Source organism: Eisenbergiella porci (genome assembly GCF_009696275.1).
GTDB classification, from domain to species: domain Bacteria; phylum Bacillota; class Clostridia; order Lachnospirales; family Lachnospiraceae; genus Eisenbergiella; species Eisenbergiella porci.
This window is the reverse complement of sequence record NZ_VUMI01000070.1, coordinates 1-21,591: the sequence shown is the minus strand read 5'-3', so window position 1 is coordinate 21,591 and position 21,591 is coordinate 1. Positions and strand designations below refer to the sequence as shown.

The window sequence follows — 21,591 nt, the reverse complement described above, 5'->3', positions numbered from 1 at the left end:
AGGGATGGCGATTGAGTGCCAAGTTAGACAGAATAGGTGCAGACCTTGAAAAAGCCCGTAAGAAACGGGCAGAATGGGATGCTAAGGTGAAAGACCTGGAACGCAGATACCGTGAGGAGGAAAATTCCGAAATCCATGAGATGGTTCATGCTGCGAACCTGAATCCCGAACAGCTTTCCGAGCTGCTCCGTATGTTTGCTGCGGATATGGCTCCGAAGCCTGATACGATCAATACTATGAATGAGGAGGAAACGCAGAATGAGATTTAAGAAAATTGGAGCCGCATTGCTGGCGTGTGCAATGTGTTTTGGCGTGTTTTCTACAACGGCATTTGCCTATGTAGATGAAAGCGTAGCGACTGAAGAACCTGCGGTCGAAGAAAAAGTTCCCGAAACAGAGCCGGAGGAGCCGATGCTACCGCTTACTCCCGACGGCAATCTGACTTTGGTTGATGACGCTGGCTCGCCTACGAAAAGCGGAAAGCAGTTCATTACCGCTGTAACCAAAAACGGAAACTACTTCTATATCATCATTGACCGTGATGATAAGGGCGAGGAAACCGTGCATTTTCTGAATCAGGTGGATGAAGCCGACCTGCTCAAGCTGATGGACGAGGAAGAAGTTGCAGAGTTCACCAAGCCGGTTGAGGAAACAAAGCCGGAAGTAGTTGAAACAGTTCCTGAAATTACAGAACCGACACCGGAGGAAAAGCCGAAATCCACAAATATGCTCCCGGCGATTCTTACTCTGATTGTGCTTGCCTGTGGTGGTGGATTCTTCGTATTTAAGAAAGTCCAGGAAAAGAAGAAGGCACAGGAAGCGGCAAAGCCTGACCCAGATGCTGATTATGTGGACGATGACGAGGACTATGGGTACGATCCGGAGTTTGAGGACGACGATGAAGATAGCTCCGTCGATGAAGATGATAATGAACCTGTGTAAACAGGATAGGCTTGATGCCTGGGGCAGCCTTCGGGTTGCCTTTACATAGTTTCCGCTTTCAAAAAATAAAAAAATTTGCGTTTTTGAAAGTGACATCTTGCATATACTATTAGCAGACAGTATAATAAGTACAGCGAAGCGGTTTCGAGAAATGAAAAAACTTCAATTTTTGAAAGCGGGTGACTATATGAAAACAATCACGAGAGCAAAATATCTCGATAGAATCATTGAACTGAATGGTACTCCTGACATCAAGATCATCACGGGCATTCGTCGATCTGGTAAGTCCAAATTGATGCAGGCGTATATTGCGTATCTGAAAAGCAATTTTGAAAACATCAATATTATCTTCATCGACTTCATGGATTTGGCGTATGAAGAAATCAAGGAATACCATGCCTTACACGCCTATGTGGAAGAACATTATCAGGAAGGAAAAACGAACTACCTGTTTGTAGACGAGGTTCAGATGTGTCCCAAGTTTGAGTTGGCAATCAATAGCCTGTACTCTAAGGGAAAATACGACATCTATGTAACAGGCTCTAATGCTTTCCTGTTGAGTGCAGATCTGGCAACTCTGTTTACCGGACGCTATATTGAAATTCATGTGTTTCCTTTCAGCTTCCAGGAATATTGCCAGTATTATGATGATATTAGTGACAAAGATAAGCTCTTTGATGAGTACGCTATCAAGGGCGGTTTAGCAGGTTCCTATGCTTATAGAACCGAAAAAGACAGAACAAACTATATCAAAGAGGTCTACGAAACGATTGTTACAAGGGATTTGGTACAGAAATATACTCTCCCGGACACTTTGGTTTTACAACGTCTGAGCGAGTTCCTTATGGATAATATCAGCAACCTGACTTCTCCGAATAAGGTCAGTCAGCTACTGACAGCAAATGAGACTCCAACCAATCATGTAACCGTCGGCAAGTACATTAAGTATTTGTGCAATGCTTTTGTATTTTATGATATTAAGAGATATGACATCCGAGGTAAGAAATACCTTGAAAGCTCTGAAAAGTTCTATTTGTGTGACAGCGGTATTCGATATGCAATACTGGGAAGCAGAAATATAGACTATGGCAGAGTATATGAAAACGTTGTTTGTATCGAGCTTCTTCGCCGTGGATATGATGTCTATGTCGGCAAGCTCTATCAAAAGGAAATCGACTTTGTTGCTCAGAGAGGTAGCGAAAAGATTTATATTCAGGTCAGCGACAACATTTCCGGGCAGGAAACATTTGAGAGAGAATGCTCTCCTCTGCTTCAGATTCGAGACGCTTATCCGAAAATGATTATTGCCAGAACCAAACATCCCCAATATAGCTATGAAGGAATCGAAATTCACGATATAGCCGATTGGTTGCTACAAGAATAAGCAAGGTGAAATATCTCCGTCATTCTCTTTTGAAATGATGGAGATATTTTTATTATGACGGAGATTGTAGAACAGAAAATTGTATCAGGTTGCAAAAATCCTTTCCGAACTTTTTACATAGCAGTCATGCACTACGGTGTGTGGCTGCTTATTTTTTTGTGAAAGGAGCAGATGCAAATGAAATTAGTTTTGGCTGAAAAGCCTTCGGTTGCACAGAGTATTGCCAAAGTGTTAGGTGCTGCCAAGCGTGAGGATGGCTACTTAGAGGGAAACGGATATGTGGTCAGCTGGTGTGTAGGGCATTTGGTGGAGCTGGCACAGCCGGAAGTCTATGATGCGAAGTACAGCAAATGGGCTTATGCAGACCTTCCTATCTTCCCGATGGACTGGCAGTATGAGGTTTCTGCCGGTACGAAAAAACAGTTTGGGATTCTGAAAAAGCTCATGGCCAGAGAAGATGTTGCGAGTCTTGTGTGTGCAACAGATGCCGGTCGTGAGGGCGAGCTGATCTTTCGGTTGGTGTACCACAAAGCCGGGTGCAGAAAGCCGTTTGAGCGGCTTTGGATTTCCTCGATGGAAGATGTAGCAATCAAGGAGGGCTTTGAAAATCTCAGGTCTGGAACGGAATATGATGCTTTGTATGAAGCAGCACTGTGTCGAGAACGAGCCGACTGGATTGTTGGTATTAACGCTACTCGACTTTTTTCGACCCTTTACGGGCAGACCCTGAATGTTGGTCGTGTTATGACCCCTACCCTTGCTATGGCTGTTATGCGAGAAGCTGCCATTTCCGCATTCAAGCCTGAACTGTTCTACACAGTTCAGATTGGATTGGATGGTTTTACGGCTGCAAGCGAACGCTTCAAAACCAAGGCAGCAGCCGAAGCTGTCAAACAAAGCTGTTCGGTGGCAATCGTTCAGAAAGCTGAATGTAAGGAGAAAACAGAAAAGCCGCCTGCGCTCTATGACCTGACCAGTTTACAGAGAGAAGCCAACCGTGTGCTTGGCTACACGGCACAGCAGACCTTGGACTACACGCAGAACCTCTATGAAAAGAAACTGGTCACTTATCCCCGTACCGACAGCAGGTTTCTGACGGAAGATATGGCACATAGCCTGACCGACCTCGTAAAGCTGGCTTTCCACACATTCCCCGTGGAGGATGTGGATAACATACCAGTTCATGCAGAGCAGGTTGTGAATAACAAAAAGGTCACAGATCACCATGCCATCATTCCGACCAGAGAATTGCAGAAATGCAATCTGAGCGAACTTCCCAAGGGTGAACTTGCAATTTTGCAACTGATCTCGAATCGGTTGTGCGTAGCTGTTGGCGATCCGCACCGATACGCAGAGACAGTTATTGAGCTGGACTGTGGCGGTACCGTGTTTTCCACCAAAGGCAAAACTGTTGTGCAGGATGGATGGAAAGCTCTGGTTCAGAAAAATGATTCGACAAAATCCGACGAAAACGTGCAGACACTCCCTTCTGTTTCCGTTGGTGACGAAATGACCGTCAGCGGCACGGAAATCAAGGAAGGGAAAACATCTCCCCCTAAACACTTTACCGAGGATACTCTGCTTTCTGCTATGGAAACTGCCGGTGCGGACGAAATGCCTGATGAGGTGGAGCGCAAAGGTTTGGGAACGCCTGCGACCCGTGCCGGTATCATTGAGAAGCTGGTTCGCATCGGTTTTCTGGAGCGTAAGGGTGATAAGAAAACCAAACACCTGATTCCGACCCACAAGGGTACGGCTCTGGTAACAGTCATGCCGGAACAGATTCAGTCCCCATCCATGACGGCGGATTGGGAAGAAAAATTGTTGCTCATTGAGAAAGGCGAATATGCCAGCGAGGACTTTATGGACGAGATCAAAGATGTGATTGCCGGTCTGATTCAGAACTATGAAGTAATCCGTGATTCCGAGGTTATGATGTCGAAAGAAGCCAATTCTATCGGCAAATGCCCGCTCTGCGGCAGTGCTGTAGAGGACAAAGCCAAGGCATTTTTCTGTTCCAACAGAGCTTGCAAATTTGCCCTCTGGAAAAACAATCGCTACTTTGCGAGCATCGGCAAGAGCATGACTTCTGCCACGGCGCAGAAATTGCTTGGTTCCGGCAAGGTAAAGCTCAAGAATTGCAAGTCCGAAAGAACGGGCAACACCTTTGATGCCACCGTCTTTATGGAGGTATCAGATGATGGCAAAACGAAGTTCAGTATGGAATTTGAAAATGGAGGAAAGCGCAAATGACAAATGAGTACAACCCGGATGGTAAGGAAATCCGATTTATCGACAGCCATTATAAGGATTTGTTTCATATCCCCGATGGCAGCTGTGTGCAGATTCACTACCCGGATGAAATGGTTGTGAAGCCCTGCACCTTCATTGACGAGTATCATACGCAGATCGGATACAATGTGTTTCATATCTGCCAGTTTGCAGAAATTATGGAGCGCAACGGCGCAAGCTATATGCCGGAGCCTGAGATTATGGGCGATGAAGCCGCATGGAAGGTCGGAAAGGATAGAATCCTTGCGGTGCAGACCTGCGAAGATGGTTACGACTACACCCTGTTGGATGAAAACTACAACGAGATTGATGGCGGTCAGGTTGATAACCCTGAACTGTCCATGCTCGAAGTCCGCCGGGATATTCTGGAATCCTTCGGGCTGGAGCGCCGGGAACTGCGGGCAATGTTCTATGAGGATGTCATGGAGCAGGCTTTTGAAGTCGGCAGACAGGCGGTGGTGGTCAATGACCCTATCGCTGAGCTTGCTTTTAAGCTCGACCGTTTTGCAGAGAACTTCGACCCCTATGAATATATGGATCAGGTCGATGATGTGCAGGCGCATATCCAAGAAATCAAGGCAGATCTTGCCGCTGGTAATACGGCTCCGTATCGTGAGTTCCTGAATACAGCCATTGAAGAAGCCCGTGAGGAAACTGCGGTTGAGGTTGCCAAAGTGCTGAAAAGTCAGCTGGATAAGCTCGACTCTCCGAAGCGTGAGTCGGTCATGGAAAAACTGGCACAGGCCGCAGAAAAAGCTGCGCCTGCCAGTCCCTCTCCCAAACGCAAAGAGCCTGAACGATAAGGAGGACACGGATATGAAAAACGAAAAATGGGATGATGTTCACGGAAATACCACCCCGGATGACAGAATGGTTGCTTTTCTGGAAAGCCCCACGGATTCCTATGCGATTCTTCAGCTGCGGGAAGATGTAGACGATAATATCCCGCTCATGTTTGCAAATTACAGCTACCTTCAGAAGAAAGAAATGGAGCCTGAGATTGACCGTTACGAGGTGGTCTATCATGGCTCCATTTCTATGTCCGAGGATGTGAATCGGCAGCTGGAAGATTTGTATGTAAAGTTCAATATTGACCACCCGGATGATTTCCGTGGTCACAGTATGTCGGTCAGCGACATCGTAGCCTTAAAGGTAGTCGGTGAGGTATCCTTTCACTATGTAGATTCTGTTGGGTTTCAGAAGCTGGAAAACTTTATGAAGTCCGAAAACTACCTGAAAAACGCAGAGATGGCAATGGAAGATGATTATGGGATGATTGACGGTATCATCAATAACGGAAAAGCGTCCGGATTAGAGGAACGTCCTTCGGTGTTGGAGCAGTTAAAGGAAAAGCCCGTGCCGGATGTTTCCCATAAGCCGCCCAAGAGCCACCCGGAAAGGGAGATTGAATGATGGATTTCACACAGGATGAGCGGAACATGATGATGCTTTACAGCCCTGGCACAAGGTCAGGGCTGTGTGAAGCACTGACACTGATGAAGGAACAGCTTTCGGAGGACGAGTCAGAGCTTTTTGCTTTGGCAGACTCGGTTCTCCGTAAAGTTTCAGCCATGGACGATGCCGCCTTTGAGAAGCTGAACCTTTATCCGGATTGATAGGATTGGAGGGATACAATGAACGCAAAAGAGCGATTTTATTCCGGATTAGCAAAAGAAACGATTGGGAAAATCACCTCGAACACAGATAACTGGACTTCGTTTTTGAGAACGATGTCCCGCAACTATGAGTTCACCTATCCGGAACAGGTGATGATTTATGCTCAGCGCCCCAATGCGACCTTTTGCAAGCCCTATGAGGACTGGAACGCTGAAAATTACCGCAGATATGTAAAGCGTGGCTCTACCGGCATTGCTCTGTTTGTGATGAACAGGGATAAACCGTATCTGCGCTATGTGTTTGATGTGGCGGATACCGGCGTTCGCCGTTCTTCCCCGGAACTGAAACCGTGGGAGGTGACGCCTGAAAACCGCTCCTATGTCATGGAAGCGATGGAGCGTACCTTCGGTGTTGCCGCTGACGGGGTACTGGAAGCACAGCTTGAAGATATTGCATCCGCACTGGCGGCTGAGTATTGGGACGATTACAAAAAGCAGTTCCTCGACATCGTTGCCAACAGCTTCCTTGAGGAGTATGATGAACTCAACATCGAAGTAGCTTTCAAAAATGCGGTGGCAAACAGCGTATCCTATACGATGTATTGCCGGTTCGTGGAAAGTCCCGACAACTACTTCGAGCATGAGGATTTCCAGAAGGTGTTTGATTTTAACACCAGACAGACGGTAAATGCCCTTGGTACTGCGGTGAATGCCATCAGCACAAGGATGTTTCAGGAAATCGAAAAAGCGATTGGAGAACATGAGCAGATTAAAGCTACCGAAAGGAGTACAGATTATGAGCGAGATGACTTACAGACAGGCCGGAGATTATCAGATTCCGAACCTTCAGTTGGAGAACGAGGGAGAGAAACCTCTGGGCAAGTACGGCAGGATGCGTCGAGCATTTTTGGAACAGAACAATCCGATGCTCCTGAACGACATGATTCTGACGGAGAGCCTGTTCCCGCACCTGTGGGAGATCGAGGAAACAGCGAAAGCCAGAGTGGAGTTTCTGATGGAGCAGTACCTGAAGGACAGCCCCGCACCGGACAAGGAAACGCAGCAGATGGCGTGGGTGCAGCACATGAACAGCCTGAAAGCACAGGCGGAGGAAGTCGTGATGACGGAGCTTATCAACAGCTGAGTCTGAACCTTTTCCTCTCCGAAAATGAACAAATCAGTTTTATCGACCGAGCAGAGAGCTTTACGCCCTCTGCTTTTTCTTTTGCCCAGGAAGAAATCGACCACTTCCTTCTGCTTGGTAGCAATACCGATGAAGCCCGAAAAGTCGTAGCGCTGGAATATATGAAGCAGAAGCCGTTGGAAGAAATCGTTCAGACCTTAAAGCAGGTCTATCACGGCGGCTATGGTCTGAAAGAAGATAGCGGGAATATCTGTGCGTGGTATGCCGAGGACGGTATCCACCTTGCCAAAGGTTCCTCTGCCATTGACAGCCCCAGAGCGCAGATCGTTTCTTGGGAAACGGTTGCCGAGCGCATTGGAGAACTGCTTGAAAATGGTCGGTTCGCAACTAATGTGGAACTGGTAGAAGCATCCGGATATGAGCGTCAGAAGTTGGCAGAATCCCTGTGGCATCTTTATCACGATTTGAGTGAAGAAGCCCGTTCCAGCAACTATCTGGCAATTCTTCATCAGGAACCGTTTCGTGGTTTCCCTGACGAAACCGCAGACTTGGCTGAAAAGTTGGATGACCCTCGTTTCCACGCAACCTTGGTACAGCAGTATTCGGAATTTAGAAAAACCCTTGCGGAAAATCCCGATCTGCTTCGTTTTCACTATCACAAGCTGAATCTCATTCAGAAACAGCTGTATGAGTTGAATATGCCTTTGCGTGAGTATCAGACCGATATGATGCAGATGCCCCTTGTCCGCCAGTTCATTACGGATGATGAAGTCAATGCAGACTTGACCCGTGGAAGCGGCTTTTCCGGTGGTAAAGCCCGTATTTATAACTACTGGCAGGAGAATCATTCTGCCAAGGAAAAGATGGACTTCCTGAAGCATGAATACGGAACCGGTGGTCATTCCCATGCCTGCTCTGGTGCAACGCACAGCGGTCAGGATCACGATGCCAAGGGTGTTGCTTACACCAAGAGCGGTTGCGATAAATTGCAGATGTCCTGGGCGCAGGTGGTGCAGAGAATCGACGGTCTGATACGAAAGGGACGCTACCTCAGCCCGGAGGAAGAAGCGGAACGACAGGCTATCGAAGAAGCTAAAACTGATCCGTTGGAAGATGTTTATGACCGTTTCGCAGTGATTGATACCGAGGATGGCGAGTATGCGATCTGGGATAATCAGACCGATGACTACTATGTAGACCCGGAAGGCGTTACGGAATACTTCACGGACGAATGGCTTGCCAATGACTATTTGGAGGAAGTTCGTCAGTCCGTAGCTGCGATGGAGTCGGTTCAGCCAGAAGCGCCTGTGGCAGAGCCTGCCGAAGTTGTGGAAGCATCTGCTTCCGAGGAACCGAAATGGAATTATCAGGTCGGTGACACGGTATATCTGGACGATACAGCTTTCCGTGTGGAGCAGATCACGGACAGAGAAGTTCAGCTGCGTGACCCTACGCTTGCTTATCCCATCTTCCGTGCCGAGAATCGTGAGAATTTCGAGCGTATGCTCTCTCAGGACGAAAGAAACCATGCGGTAAGGGTTGATGCCCAAACCGAAGAAAAGCCCGTTACAGAGGATTTTCTGGGCAAAACCGAACCGAGGGACTACACCCCTGAGTATCAGCTGTTAGACCGTCTGCGTATGGACTGCGAATACTTCCTTGGTGCAGGACAGCACAGCGAAAAGCATCTGTGGGCAGGCAACCGCCATGCACAGATTGCCAAGATGCGTGAGCTGTATGAAATGATTCCCGACAAACCAGAATGGCTGACACCTGAGATGATTAACAGCTACGAGGAGCGCATGGCTCCCCGCTATCTGGTTGCCGCCTACCATCACTTTGAAAACGGCTTCGATGATAAACTGGACTACTACACTCTGGAAGAAGCGGAAAAAGCTGCCCAGGGCTATGTGGACGGAACCATGGAGGATGACGGATTCAAGTACGATGGTGCTGCCGTTTACGATCAGCAGGAGCATAAGTGCATCCGTATCTATGGGGACTACCCTGACGAAAAGGCACACGCACAGGTCAGAGCCAGTGCGGAACCCGAACAGCAGGAACCGGAACACTTCATCGATCATTTTTATGTTGCCGAGGACATTCAGAAGCGGGGTGCGCTGGACATCAAGGAATACAGTTCCTTTGATGATGCCCTGCGAGCCTACTATGCACTTCCTGACACGCAGAGAAAAGCCCTGGGTGCAATGAATACCAGAGATCTGCCGGGTAGTCTGGACTTCGTACAGTGCGTAGATGGAAAGGACACCATCATTCAGGATTATGCCCAGGTGGACGGATGGCAGAATGCCGAAGTCATGGACATTATCGCTCAGCTTGAGCAGTCCATCACCACCAGAGAAATCCCACCTGTTCCTGCGGTGAACTTCCACATCACGGATGACAACATCGGTGAAGGTGGACCGAAGCAGAAATTCGCAAGAAACATCGCAGCCATTGAAACTCTGTTCAAACTGGAAAGCGAGAACAGGAACGCCACTACCGAAGAACAGGAGATTTTGTCGAATTATGTCGGTTGGGGCGGTCTGGCAGATGCCTTTGACCCGGACAAGGGAAATTGGGCGAAGGAGTATCAGACACTGAAAAACCTGCTTTCCGAAGATGAATATGCTGCGGCAAGAGCTTCCACCCTGAACGCACATTACACCAGCCCTACGGTCATTCGCTCCATCTACGATGCGGTCGGACAGATGGGCTTTGAAACAGGAAATATTCTGGAGCCTGCTATGGGTATCGGCAACTTCTTTGGTATGCTCCCTCCTGAAATGCAGAGCAGCCGTTTGTATGGTGTGGAACTGGATTCCATCACCGGCAGAATTGCTCAGAAGCTCTATCCCAACGCAGAAATCAAAGTAGCCGGTTTTGAAACGACAGACCGCCGAGACTTTTACGATCTGGCTGTGGGTAATGTCCCTTTCGGCAACTACAAAGTGTCCGACAAGCCGTATGACAAGCTGGGATTCTCCATTCACAACTATTTCTTTGCCAAGGCTTTGGATCAGGTTCGTCCCGGTGGTGTGGTCGCTTTTGTGACAAGCCGTTACACCATGGATTCCAAGAACTCTGACGCAAGGCGATATATGGCGCAGAGGGCGGAACTGCTTGGTGCAATCCGTCTGCCAAACGATGCCTTTAAGAAAAACGCAGGCACGGAAGTCGTGTCCGACATCCTGTTCCTGCAAAAGCGTGACCATCCGATTGACATTGTACCGGAATGGGTAAACCTTGACCGCACCGAAGAAGGACACACCATGAACAGCTACTTTGTCGCTCATCCTGAAATGGTTCTGGGCGATACGGTGGAAGAAAGTACCGCCTACGGCATGGACATTACAGTGCGTCCCATTGAGGGCATGGAACTGTCCGAACTTCTGAAAGAAGCAGTTTCCCACATCCAAGGAACCTATCAGGCTGTGGAGCTTCCCGAAGCTGACAAGGGTAAGGAAATCGAAACCATTCCTGCAACCCCGGATGTAAAGAATTTCTCTTATACCGTGGTGGATGGCAATGTGTACTTCCGTGAAAACTCCCTGATGCGCCGTGTAGACCTGAATGAGAAAGCAAAAGACCGTGTGATGGGCATGGTGGAACTTCGTGGTATCGTCAACGAGCTGATCGAATATCAGCTTGAGGATTACCCGGATGAAATGATTACTCAGAAACAGGCAGAACTGAATGATGCCTACGATGCGTTTGCCGCAAAGAACGGGCTTATCAATAATCGAGCCAATGGTCAGGCATTTGCTGACGATTCCTCCTACTATCTCCTGTGTTCTCTGGAAAATGTGGATGAGGACGGCAATCTGAAAAGCAAGGCGGATATGTTCACCAAGCGAACCATCAAGCCGGAACGCAGAGTGACGAGCGTGGATACGCCGTCCGAAGCTCTGGCAATCTCTATCGGTGAGCGTGGCAAGGTGGATTTGCCGTTTATGGCACAGCTGCTTGGAACACCTGGAGAATACGATGCGATTCAGGCAGAGCTTCGAGGGGTGATCTTCAAAGACCCGATGGCTCCCGATGCTGTGGAAGTTGGATGGCAGACTGCCGATGATTACCTTTCCGGTGATGTAAGAAGCAAGCTGCGTGTCGCACAGATGGCGGCAGACAGGGATTCTTCCTTCCACATCAATGTGGAAGCCTTGCAGAAAGCACAGCCGAAGGACTTGGATGCGTCCGAGATTGATGTGCGTTTGGGTGCAACATGGATTGATGCCGATTATATTCAGCAGTTCATGGAGGAAACCTTTGAAACGCCGTATTACTTGCGCCGTTCCATTGAGGTCAAGTTCTCCGAGCTGACCGCAGAGTGGCGCATCAACGGTAAGAGTTCTCCCAACTACAACGATGTGGCGGCGTATGTCACCTACGGTACAGAGCGAGCCAACGCATATCGGATTCTGGAGGAAACGCTGAATCTGAAGGATATTCGTATCTATGATACGATTGAAGATGCAGATGGTAAGCAGAAGCGTGTCCTCAATAAAAAAGAAACTACCCTGGCACAGCAGAAACAGCAGGCAATCAAGGATGCGTTCCGAGATTGGATTTGGAGAGATCCGCACAGACGAGAAACCCTTTCCACCAAGTACAACGAACTTTTTAACTCCACCAGACCTCGTGAGTATGATGGCTCTCATATCCGTTTCGGCGGCATGAACCCGGATATTACCCTCCGTGAACACCAGAGAAATGCTATCGCTCATGTGCTATATGGTGGAAATACGCTGCTTGCACACGAAGTTGGTGCGGGCAAGACCTTCGAGATGGCTGCATCGGCTATGGAGAGTAAACGGCTTGGATTGAGCCAGAAATCCCTGTTCGTTGTGCCGAATCACTTGACCTTACAGTGGGCAAACGAGTTCCTGCACCTCTATCCGAGTGCCAAGCTCCTTGTTGCCACCAAGAAGGATTTTGAAACAGCAAACCGTAAGAAGTTCTGCGCTCGTATCGCAACGGGTGACTATGATGCAGTCATCATCGGTCACAGCCAGTTTGAAAAAATCCCGCTTTCTGCCGAACGACAGGAACGGCAGCTGCGGGAGCAGATTGATGAGATCGAGGGTGCGATTGCGGAGCTGAAATGGCAGCGTGGCGAAAACTTCACGATCAAGCAGATGGAGAAAACACGAAAATCATTGGAAGCCAGACTGGACAAGCTCCTTGCCGCTGACAAGAAAGATGATGTCATTACCTTTGAGCAGTTGGGTGTAGACCGGCTGTTTGTGGACGAAAGCCATGCGTTCAAGAATTTGTTCCTCTACACAAAAATGCGAAATGTGGCAGGTCTGTCCACCTCCGAAGCCCAGAAATCTTCGGATATGTTTATGAAGTGCCGCTATATGGATGAGCTGACCGGCGGGCGTGGTGTGATCTTTGCAACCGGTACTCCAGTAAGTAACTCGATGACCGAGCTTTATACGGTCATGCGCTATCTCCAGTACAGTACGCTCCAGCAAAAGAACCTGACCCATTTTGATTCCTGGGCATCGACCTTCGGAGAAACAACAACTGCGATTGAGCTTGCACCGGAGGGAACCGGCTATCGTGCCAGAACCCGATTTGCGAAGTTCTTCAACCTGCCTGAACTGATGAATATGTTCAAGGAGGTTGCCGACATCAAGACCTCTGACCAGTTGCATCTCCCTGTTCCCGAAGCAAAGTTTGAAACGGTTGTGGTTCAGCCCTCTGAGTACCAGAAGGATATGGTGGCTTCCCTTTCAGAGAGAGCAGCAGATGTTCATGCCGGTATTGTAGACCCGTCCGTCGATAATATGCTCAAGATTACCAGCGACGGACGAAAATTGGGACTGGATCAGCGGCTAATGAACACCCTGTTACCCGATGACCCTGACAGCAAGCTCAATGCCTGCGTGGGAAATATCCTGCGTATCTGGCAGGACGGTCAGGCTGACAAATTGACCCAGTTGGTGTTCTGCGACCTTAGCACACCGAAAAATGATGGAACCTTCAATGTCTATGATGATGTCAAAACCAAGCTGATTGCAAACGGTGTGCCTGCGGAAGAAGTTGCCTTTATCCATGATGCAGATACCGAGGCAAAGAAAAAAGACCTCTTTGCCAAGGTTCGTACCGGGCAGGTGCGAGTGCTTCTTGGCAGTACGCAAAAGATGGGTGCAGGAACCAACGTCCAGGACAAATTGGTGGCAGTTCACCACTTGGATGTGGGTTGGCGTCCGTCTGATATGACCCAGAGAAACGGTCGTATCATCCGTCAGGGCAACCGGAACAAAGAGGTTCAGGTGTATCAGTATGTGACCGAGGGAACCTTCGATGCCTACCTGTATCAGACCTTGGAAAACAAGCAGAAGTTTATTTCTCAGATTATGACCTCCAAATCACCGGTTCGCTCCTGTGACGATGTGGATGAGCAGGCGCTGTCCTATGCGGAGATCAAGGCGCTGTGTGCCGGCAATCCGCTTATCAAGGAAAAGATGGACTTGGACATTGATGTGGCAAGGCTGAAGGTGCTGAAAGCTGACCACCAGAGCCAGCAGTACCGTATGGAAGATAAGCTTCTGAAATACTTCCCGGCTGAGATTGAAAAGCAGACAGGCTATATTCATGGCTTTGAAGCTGATATTAAAACCGTGGAAGCACACCCGCAGATTGCCGATGGCTTTTGCGGCATGGAAATCATGGGCAAAGCCTACACCGAAAAGGCAGATGCCGGTGAAATCCTCCTTGCGGCTTGTAAGGACACGAAAAGTGCCGATCCGGTTCCTCTTGGCAGTTACCGTGGCTTTCAGATGGAGCTTTCGTTTGACAGTTTCCGGAACGAGTTCGATGTGACCCTGAAGGGCGCTGTGAGCCACAGAGTAGCCCTTGGAACGGACGCACGAGGAAATATCACCCGACTGGACAATGCCCTTGCAGGCATCCTTGAGCGCTTAGAACGAGCCAATGAGCAGTTGAATAATCTCTACAATCAGCAGGAAGCAGCCAAGGCGGAGGTTGGAAAACCGTTCCCGCAGGAAGCAGAGCTGACAGCCAAAAGTCAGCGACTGGCAGAACTGGATGCAGCCCTGAATATGGAGGACTCTGTGGAAAATCGTGACGAAAGAAGCGAGTCAGAGCGTCCTTCTGTGTTGGCTGATCTGAAATCCAAAGCGGAGCATATCCCGCCTGCAAAATACTCTGAAACCCGTGAGGAGGTGTTGTAATGGCAAAGCGAGATCAGGATGTTCATTTCCTTGCATCCAAGGAGGAGGTCGAGCGAATCCATGAGAAGATGGACGAGCTTGGCATCCGCAGCATGGGAGCCTATCTGCGGAAAATGGCTCTGGATGGTTACTGTATCAGACTGGATTTGCAGGATGTGAAAGCCCTGGTTTCGCTCCTGCGAATCTGCTCCAACAACCTGAACCAGTACGCAAAGCGAGCGAACGAAACAGGCAGCATCTATCGTGCTGACATTGAGGATTTGCAAAAACGGCTGGAGGAGATCTGGACGGACATGAGAGAAGTTCTTGTTCGCCTGTCCTCAATCCAGTAATCCGACAACTTGTTGGGAAGTCGCAGTTTCGGCTGCGGCTTTTACATAAGGGTTGACATCATTGCGTTATGGCAGATACCCTTGTACAATATAATTAAAAGAAAGGGGTTGAGCCTATGAAGCTGGTATTGAAGATATTGGCACTGCCGGTGCTGTTCGTTGTAAAAGTGATTTGCATTCTTGGAAATCTGCTTACAAATGTTGTGTCCTATGTAATTGGTTTATTGCTCTTGGTCATTGGCGGATCTGCGATTTACTGCATTGTAAAGGCTTTGTGGCAGTCCCTGCTTATTCTTGTGGTTCTTGGAATTGCGACAATAGCAGCGGTGTTCTTGCTCGTCTGGGCTGTTATGAAAGTCGAGAATATTGGAGAAAGTCTGGGAGCATTTATCAGGTCATAAGATAATATCAGAGAAAAGTCACCGACCGGTGGCTTTTTCTTTTTGGGAAGGAAGTGATGGGAATGGCAGCGACAAGATTGATTGCACTCCATGTGAATAAGGGAAAGACGGTCGCTCAATGTTTGGCAGACAGAACCGACTACTCACAAAATGCCGCAAAAACCAATGATGGCGAATTTATCAGTTCCTATGAGTGTGATCCAAAGACAGCAGATGAGGAATTTCTGCTTTCCAAACGGCAGTATCAGCATATTACCGGCAGACAGCAGAAGAACAATATCATCGCATACCAGATACGCCAGTCCTTTAAGCCGGGAGAAATCACCCCGGAAGAAGCGAACCAAGTCGGCTATGAAACAGCGATGCGATGGACAAAGGGAAAACACGCTTTCATCGTTGCGACCCACATCGACAAATCCCACATTCACAATCATATCATTTATAATTCGACCTCGCTGGATGCCACACGGAAATTCAAAAACTTCTTTCTTTCCGGTCTGGCGGTGCAAAGACTCAGTGATATGGTTTGCCTGGAACACGGGCTGTCCATTATTACACCGAAGCCGTATCGGGAGCGCCAGAAAAGAACTGTTTATCCCAAGAAGCGTACCCAGCGTGACGAATTATGTGATGCGATTGATGCGGTGCTGAAGCAGAAACCAAAGAGCTTTGATGGCTTTGTTCAGGCTCTGGCTGACATGGGATTTGAGTTCAAGGATGGAAAGCAGCCTGCGTTCAAGGGCGAGAATCAGAAGCGTTTCATTCGGCTGCGTTCCCTGGGCGAAGGATATAGCAAAGAGGAAATTCAAGCGGTTATCTCCGGCAAGAACCTGCACAAATCAAAAGGCGGCTCTGCCAAGGCTCCTGCCCCGAAGCAGTTCCAGATGCTGATTGATATTCAGGCAAAGATGGCCGAGGGCAAGACGGTCGGTTATGAAAAGTGGGCGAAGAAGTTCAACCGAAAAGAAGCTGCCCGAACGGTAATCCTACTGAAAGAAAAAGGCTTGGGCAACTACGACGATCTGACTGCTCATATTGAAAATCTGTCTGCCCGGTTCGATGCGCTTTCTGATTCTATCAAGGTCGCAGAGAAACGTATGGTTGAGGTTCAGGCGTTGCAGCAGCACATCAAAAATTATCGCAACACAAGGCAAATTTATATCGAGTACCGCAAGTCTGGATATAGCAAAAAATTCTTTGAAGAACACCGTCAGGAAATCACAATTCATAAAGCGGCGAAGCAAGCCTTTGATGAATTGCAGATTACAAAGCTCCCGTCCATGCAATCATTGTATGAGGAGTTTCATCAGCTGGCAGTCCAGAAAAAGCAGGACTACGCTGAGTACCGTCAGATCAGAAAAGAGAAAGAAGAACTGCTGATTGCCAAACGGACGGTTGAAACGATTTTGAATATCGACAGGCAGAAAGAGCAGGAAAAAGAGAAAGAGAAAGAGGAAAAGAAGAACTTCCGTTAAAGCAAAAAGCCACGGTCTGCACTCCCCAAAGGGTGCGGATCGTGGCTGCTTTTTTGCTTTTCGATTTCGGTGCTTTCAACCATGGGCAAATTTTTATTCTACTGTTCTTTGAGAAACGATTGAAAATCGTGTAGCCATCATCGGCAGATGATGTTCAAAGGGGATTGGGGATGCTTCCCCAACAAGCAAATTTGCGAAGATTGCACCGAAGGGAAAATCGAGAAAATGAGTGAACCTGTACAGGTTTACACTGCTTGCCAATTTGTGAGATTATGAATTTAGTATCGAGAATAGGGTACACCTAAATTTTGCAATGCTGCAACCCTATCATCGTTGCATGGATGAGTTGAGTATATTGCACTGAGAAAACCATCATGCGGAACATCTGAGATATGTTGGTCTAATACCGTCGCTAATTCAAGACCAAAACCAATTTTATAAGCAAATTCATCAGCCAGATACTCATTTTGTCTCATAGACCACATCAGAAAAAGCATACAGAACTTTACCCATAACCAAGAAAGTGCTGTTGATATTCCTGCGAAAACTGCGGTAATTATACCCATTACACCACTACGAGAGCATATTGCGAACAGCCCCATGATTGCAGAAAAAATCCAGTAGGATATTTTGATTAACAGGAGGCACCCGGATATAAATATATTGCCCCCGCCAATCAATAATTGGATAACAGTATGTCCGTATGAGAGATGTCCGATCTCATGGGCGAGAATTCCAAGTATCATATCATCGGAGAGTAAAAGCAATCCGTCAGTTATGCATAGTGTTTGCCTACCTAGAGCAAATGCATTTGGAGCAGGATCATGGATAATCTTCACTTTCACTTTTTTAGGACAGTATGATGTGTTCTCTTTTGCTTTATCTAAAACATATTGAACCAGCGGGACAACTCGAAGTTTTATATCTACTCTTTTTATATCGCTTGCTCCTGCGAAGGCAGCCAGGCACATTTCGCCTAATGGGGATAAGCTGATAGCTACTGTGAAAAAGTAAATACAAATCAGTTCAACAATGCTTCCTGACGAACCGAACACAGCAACAATCAGCAGAATATTAAGAGTAAAGAACAGAAGAGTTCCTAAGTTTGAGAAGCGAACAATTCTGCCTACACGATGCCAAATATCCATAATGCACCCCCCTTTTATCGTGTTGTTGGTTTGAGCTTGCATTGTTTAATTACTCAAATGTAAAGAAATCTTTGTTTCGCTCTTTGAACAGAGCAAAGACAGTCTCTAACACAAATTCGTTTTCAACACCAACATATTCTTCTGTTTCATCGTCAATTTCTTTCAGCTGCAAAATAACAACTTGCCCATCCGAATCTCCAATAGGAAGCAGGACAACATATTCGTTCTGGCGATACGGTATTAAGTCAAGAAATTCAAATTCAACTTCGTTCCCATTCTCATCATTCAAAGTTATAATGTTGTCTTCATCCATGTCGTCGTTCCTTTTCTTAATATAAATAATTATCGTTGATAATGATGCCTAATAGTTCAAAGAGATTATCCTTTTTGGAAAGAATGCATTTTTTCATGGCTTGTTTAATTTGTTCCGTTGAAATGCTATCAGGCAACATTTCCCTTGGGACACCATGACCGAATTGCCGAAAATACTGTTCTTCGATTTCATAATACTCATTATCAATTTTCGGTTCAGGTGTATTAAGGAAGCTATTCATAAAATCTGCAACGCTCTTGTTTTTGTCCATTGTATGCACCTACCTTTCTCTGCTCAAGACCCTAACATGATTATCTGGTCTAATAGAATCAATCATTGAAGAAAAAATACCAAACGCTGTAGGAAAGAAATTTGCTAATAGCTCTAATTTGCCTTGGTCTCCCATAGACGCTTCAAAAAAGTGGGCAAAGGCTTCTGCTTGTAGATTGCCCGGTCTCGTCCAATAGTTCCTTGAGTGACCATAATTTCCGTGCAATTGACCATTTGTTGTCGCATCAATTAAGTCCGAGAAGGAGTGAGCTGAATCCTGCCTAATACGGGTCAGAAAAGCAGTTTGCTTTTCCACTGGAAGATTGTTATATAAGCTCAGGATTCTTTGTCCGTCCTCAACCAGTGCCTCAGCAAATTCTGGAGTATTGGATAGATTGCTCCGATAGTTGCACGAAGCATGGTCGATCATGTGAGCAAGCTCGTGGAAATAAGTTGTTCCTGCACCTCTTGGATTTGTCATATCAGAAGCTGCATTGTAGTAGACTCCTCGTGAATGCCCTATATAATTTCCCGGTGAGTAATGTGCTGTCTGATCCGGTGGATATTCAGAATCTTGTATCATCAGTTTACCAGCGAAATGGTCAAACACTTCTCTGACATTCTGCTCTGCATTTTCATGGCGTTGTGATATAACAGCGATATATCCGTCTGGTGTGCTACCTTGGGTTAGCACGCCAAGGCAATACTGATAAGACGAATTACCAACATTAGGTGTTTGCAGACCCTGGAGGAAAGAATTTCGTGCAGAAGGAGTGTCCAAATTAACATTATCATATTCTTGTACACTTTTGGCAAGTGAAGCAACGTATTTTTCGGCCTGAAGCATAATCTGTAAAATATCATTCAGGGCTTTGTTGCAATCTTTTACGATAGTTCCCAGCTCATCGTACTTCTTGTCATTCCATCCAATTCCCAATTGCTGATATTTCATCTTCACAGAACTTCTTGTAGTTTCGATAGAAGAAATGGAGGTCCGCATATTTTTCAGTATTGTCAGTAATTGAGTTGCATCAGCATTTACGTTGCTCAAACACTCACCTCCTCATTTGTTAATCATTTCGAGTGTAGCTACCTGTTACTAAAACCGGGATATATGTATCAAGCGATTGAGCTGCAAGTGTTCGATGTCGCCCATCACTCTGAAATACATAATAAGAACCTACCTGCGCAACCTGGACAGGATTATTGTAATAGCTACGAATGGTATCATCTAACACTGGGTTTTGTGAAAGCTCATCCAAAGACATTCCTGACTCAGTATTTTGACGAACATCTTGGATGTGCGAAGCTCGCCTTAGAATGTTTTCTCTCGACCATCCCTCTCGACCATTCCGTGTCCAAAATCCTTCCGGGTTCCCAAGTTCTCGGTCACTGAGATAAACTCCTTCAATATCCCTTGCTCTAACGTATACGAGTTCTGGATTTTCATTTCGAGAAAAGGTATAGTTCCCGTTCTCCCAATAATCTCGATATTCTTCATAGTGATTTCCACGGGAAAAATATCGTTCAGCTGATAGTCTGTCTTGAACAAATGCAAGATTAGAACCAAAGGTATTTGACTCAAAGGTGGTTGTATCTGCACTTGATGGTGTAACAGCAAAACTACTGGTCTGAGGTGTGCTTGCAGATATTCCATTTGTAGATCCTAGTTGAACACTTTCGTATTCACTAAGGCTCTTGGCGAGTAAAGCCACATATTTTTCTGCTTGAAGCATAATTACCAATATGTCATTGAGAGCCTTGTTGCAGTCTCTTACAACCACGCCCAACTCGTTGTATTTTTTATCTTGCCATCCAGCACCTAACTGTTCATATTTCATCTTTACAGATTTTTTGGTAGTTTCGATGGAGGAAATGGAATCCTGCATTTTTTTCAGCATTGCGAATAGCTGAACGGAGTCAGCATTTACCATACTCATTTCATCACCTCCTGGCAGCGGATTTTGTGAAGTGCAAAGCGGCGATGTGTCAGGAAAGTCTGACACATCACTGCTTCGGCAAGATTTAATTTAGAGAGGAAAGAAATTGTTCCAACTCAGCAGCGGTCGGTGCAATGTACGGTTTCATCTGGTAAGTATCCTTAACACCGTCTGTGAAGTATACGCTCCTTTCTTTTTTCGTTTTGTTGGTTCATTTTCGCCAGTGTGTTCGTGTCGTTTGCTGTGACGAGAACGCAACATAGACACAAAGAAAACACAAGGGCGAGCTTGCTCGTTTATATACCCTTGTGTTTTCGACTGGATATGTTAAGGTAACAAACAGTAAATGACACGTTACAGACTGCAAAATGTACCAACTGAAAAAAGAAAGAATACCGTTGTGTGCTTTATTTCTCGATCAGCTTTTCAAACATGAGGAAAGGTTTTTATAAAAAAAGAGTAGTTACCGTTTTTTGGTAACTACTCTTTTCCTTTTTTAAGGTTTAAAGTCCTGGAAGTTTAGGTGTTTTGGGTATTGGTGGTGTAGGTAGCTGCAAGCTTTCCAATTTTTGTTGAATTGCTTTAAATTCAGGGGTTTCTTGGTGTTGATTTTGAACCATTTTTTGCTCTATTCTCTCCAAAGTCGGTTGAATTTCTTTCCCTGATACTTTACGATTTAATTCTCTTTCTAAGGTCTCTTTCGGACTAATGGAAGGCGTTTCTAAACTTGAATAGAAGTTTCACTCCTTCTCTATTATAAAGCCTTATATCGCTAAATAAGCCCGTTTTATGAAGGGTTTCTAAGCTGAAATGAACGGGTTTACACCCGGCCTTGACCTCCGCCCGCTGTCCCGCTGAATGGGTGGACAAGGCGGCCAATCCCTCAAAGTGCTTGGACGCTCTCTTTCTGATTTTGGAGCGTTTCTTTTCTAAAAATTGAAATGGGCGGGAAGCCATTTTAGGGCTTTCCCGCCTTGATTACTTTTTAGCAAAGACGGGCGTGACTGTCAACGGCGGCGCATGAAATGCGCCGTTCATCTTGACCGTTGACTGGCTCGGCTGGCTTTGCTATCTTCCTGACAAATGGGAATGTCTAAGATAGTAAAGACGTCCCACATGCAACTCTTTC

General features: G+C 46.7%; 16 protein-coding genes. 11 read left to right on the top strand and 5 right to left on the bottom strand.

What is annotated here, in order from left to right; all coding sequences use genetic code 11:
• The first annotated feature begins 11 nt into the window (after positions 1 to 11).
• The 11 genes from FYJ45_RS26215 (at position 12) to FYJ45_RS26165 (ending at position 16,791) form a co-directional block, all read left to right on the top strand.
• Complete coding sequence (locus tag FYJ45_RS26215; protein WP_002304378.1) at positions 12 to 269, top strand: DUF4315 family protein; 258 nt, start codon at positions 12 to 14, stop codon at positions 267 to 269.
• Positions 259 to 942: a DUF4366 domain-containing protein gene (locus tag FYJ45_RS26210; protein ID WP_002578950.1), complete on the top strand. Its 684-nt coding sequence runs from the start codon at positions 259 to 261 to the stop codon at positions 940 to 942. Before FYJ45_RS26215 ends, FYJ45_RS26210 begins: the two co-directional genes overlap by 11 nt.
• A 151-nt stretch (positions 943 to 1,093) precedes the next feature.
• A complete protein-coding gene (locus FYJ45_RS26205; protein WP_002304383.1) occupies positions 1,094 to 2,326 on the top strand; it encodes an ATP-binding protein in 1,233 nt (410 codons plus the stop codon).
• Positions 2,327 to 2,503: 177 nt separating this feature from the next.
• Positions 2,504 to 4,579 (top strand): DNA topoisomerase 3, encoded by a 2,076-nt coding sequence (locus tag FYJ45_RS26200; protein WP_002578949.1) that lies wholly within the window; start codon positions 2,504 to 2,506, stop codon positions 4,577 to 4,579.
• On the top strand, positions 4,576 to 5,421 hold the full coding sequence (locus FYJ45_RS26195) for an LPD16 domain-containing protein (protein WP_002304387.1): 846 nt from the start codon (positions 4,576 to 4,578) through the stop codon (positions 5,419 to 5,421). Before FYJ45_RS26200 ends, FYJ45_RS26195 begins: the two co-directional genes overlap by 4 nt.
• 13 nt (positions 5,422 to 5,434) lie before the next feature.
• On the top strand, positions 5,435 to 6,031 hold the full coding sequence (locus tag FYJ45_RS26190) for a YodL domain-containing protein (RefSeq protein WP_002304389.1): 597 nt from the start codon (positions 5,435 to 5,437) through the stop codon (positions 6,029 to 6,031).
• A complete protein-coding gene (locus FYJ45_RS26185) occupies positions 6,028 to 6,234 on the top strand; it encodes a transposon-transfer assisting family protein (RefSeq protein ID WP_002578948.1) in 207 nt (68 codons plus the stop codon). The genes FYJ45_RS26190 and FYJ45_RS26185 overlap by 4 nt, the downstream gene beginning before the upstream one ends.
• A gap of 18 nt (positions 6,235 to 6,252) precedes the next feature.
• Positions 6,253 to 14,583: an LPD11 domain-containing protein gene (locus FYJ45_RS26180; protein WP_002304391.1), complete on the top strand. Its 8,331-nt coding sequence runs from the start codon at positions 6,253 to 6,255 to the stop codon at positions 14,581 to 14,583.
• Positions 14,583 to 14,915 (top strand): plasmid mobilization protein, encoded by a 333-nt coding sequence (locus tag FYJ45_RS26175; protein WP_002578947.1) that lies wholly within the window; start codon positions 14,583 to 14,585, stop codon positions 14,913 to 14,915. Before FYJ45_RS26180 ends, FYJ45_RS26175 begins: the two co-directional genes overlap by 1 nt.
• A gap of 116 nt (positions 14,916 to 15,031) precedes the next feature.
• The gene (locus FYJ45_RS26170) at positions 15,032 to 15,316 is read left to right on the top strand and encodes a hypothetical protein (protein ID WP_002578946.1); all 285 of its coding nucleotides are present in this window, start codon (positions 15,032 to 15,034) and stop codon (positions 15,314 to 15,316) included.
• A 62-nt stretch (positions 15,317 to 15,378) separates the two neighbouring features.
• Positions 15,379 to 16,791 carry a relaxase/mobilization nuclease domain-containing protein gene (locus FYJ45_RS26165; RefSeq protein WP_002578945.1) on the top strand — a complete coding sequence of 471 codons (1,413 nt, stop codon included), beginning with the start codon at positions 15,379 to 15,381 and terminating at the stop codon, positions 16,789 to 16,791.
• A gap of 278 nt (positions 16,792 to 17,069) precedes the next feature.
• Here FYJ45_RS26165 and FYJ45_RS26160 read toward each other — a convergent pair whose 3' ends face one another.
• The 5 genes from FYJ45_RS26160 to FYJ45_RS26140 are packed head-to-tail and all read right to left on the bottom strand — an operon-like array spanning position 17,070 to position 20,462.
• Positions 17,070 to 17,939: a zinc metalloprotease HtpX gene (locus FYJ45_RS26160; protein ID WP_002588966.1), complete on the bottom strand. Its 870-nt coding sequence runs from the start codon at positions 17,937 to 17,939 to the stop codon at positions 17,070 to 17,072.
• Positions 17,940 to 17,988: 49 nt separating this feature from the next.
• Complete coding sequence (locus FYJ45_RS26155) at positions 17,989 to 18,252, bottom strand: DUF1292 domain-containing protein (RefSeq protein WP_002304397.1); 264 nt, start codon at positions 18,250 to 18,252, stop codon at positions 17,989 to 17,991.
• A gap of 16 nt (positions 18,253 to 18,268) precedes the next feature.
• Positions 18,269 to 18,523 (bottom strand): hypothetical protein, encoded by a 255-nt coding sequence (locus tag FYJ45_RS26150; RefSeq protein ID WP_002588965.1) that lies wholly within the window; start codon positions 18,521 to 18,523, stop codon positions 18,269 to 18,271.
• A 9-nt stretch (positions 18,524 to 18,532) separates the two neighbouring features.
• Positions 18,533 to 19,573 (bottom strand): hypothetical protein, encoded by a 1,041-nt coding sequence (locus tag FYJ45_RS26145; protein WP_002304399.1) that lies wholly within the window; start codon positions 19,571 to 19,573, stop codon positions 18,533 to 18,535.
• A gap of 19 nt (positions 19,574 to 19,592) precedes the next feature.
• On the bottom strand, positions 19,593 to 20,462 hold the full coding sequence (locus FYJ45_RS26140) for a hypothetical protein (protein ID WP_002578944.1): 870 nt from the start codon (positions 20,460 to 20,462) through the stop codon (positions 19,593 to 19,595).
• Positions 20,463 to 21,591: the final 1,129 nt, after the last annotated feature.

Bases quoted from the DNA above. Each gene is read 5' to 3' on its own strand.
- FYJ45_RS26205 (WP_002304383.1), top strand. From the start codon at position 1,094: ATGAAAAAACTTCAATTTTTGAAAGCGGGTGACTATATGAAAACAATC.
- FYJ45_RS26190 (WP_002304389.1), top strand. From the start codon at position 5,435: ATGAAAAACGAAAAATGGGATGATGTTCACGGAAATACCACCCCGGAT.
- FYJ45_RS26200 (WP_002578949.1), top strand. From the start codon at position 2,504: ATGAAATTAGTTTTGGCTGAAAAGCCTTCGGTTGCACAGAGTATTGCC.
- FYJ45_RS26210 (WP_002578950.1), top strand. From the start codon at position 259: ATGAGATTTAAGAAAATTGGAGCCGCATTGCTGGCGTGTGCAATGTGT.
- FYJ45_RS26180 (WP_002304391.1), top strand. From the start codon at position 6,253: ATGAACGCAAAAGAGCGATTTTATTCCGGATTAGCAAAAGAAACGATT.
- FYJ45_RS26160 (WP_002588966.1), bottom strand. From the start codon at position 17,939: ATGGATATTTGGCATCGTGTAGGCAGAATTGTTCGCTTCTCAAACTTA.
- FYJ45_RS26150 (WP_002588965.1), bottom strand. From the start codon at position 18,523: ATGGACAAAAACAAGAGCGTTGCAGATTTTATGAATAGCTTCCTTAAT.
- FYJ45_RS26165 (WP_002578945.1), top strand. From the start codon at position 15,379: ATGGCAGCGACAAGATTGATTGCACTCCATGTGAATAAGGGAAAGACG.
- FYJ45_RS26175 (WP_002578947.1), top strand. From the start codon at position 14,583: ATGGCAAAGCGAGATCAGGATGTTCATTTCCTTGCATCCAAGGAGGAG.
- FYJ45_RS26140 (WP_002578944.1), bottom strand. From the start codon at position 20,462: ATGAGTATGGTAAATGCTGACTCCGTTCAGCTATTCGCAATGCTGAAA.
- FYJ45_RS26195 (WP_002304387.1), top strand. From the start codon at position 4,576: ATGACAAATGAGTACAACCCGGATGGTAAGGAAATCCGATTTATCGAC.
- FYJ45_RS26170 (WP_002578946.1), top strand. From the start codon at position 15,032: ATGAAGCTGGTATTGAAGATATTGGCACTGCCGGTGCTGTTCGTTGTA.
- FYJ45_RS26155 (WP_002304397.1), bottom strand. From the start codon at position 18,252: ATGGATGAAGACAACATTATAACTTTGAATGATGAGAATGGGAACGAA.
- FYJ45_RS26185 (WP_002578948.1), top strand. From the start codon at position 6,028: ATGATGGATTTCACACAGGATGAGCGGAACATGATGATGCTTTACAGC.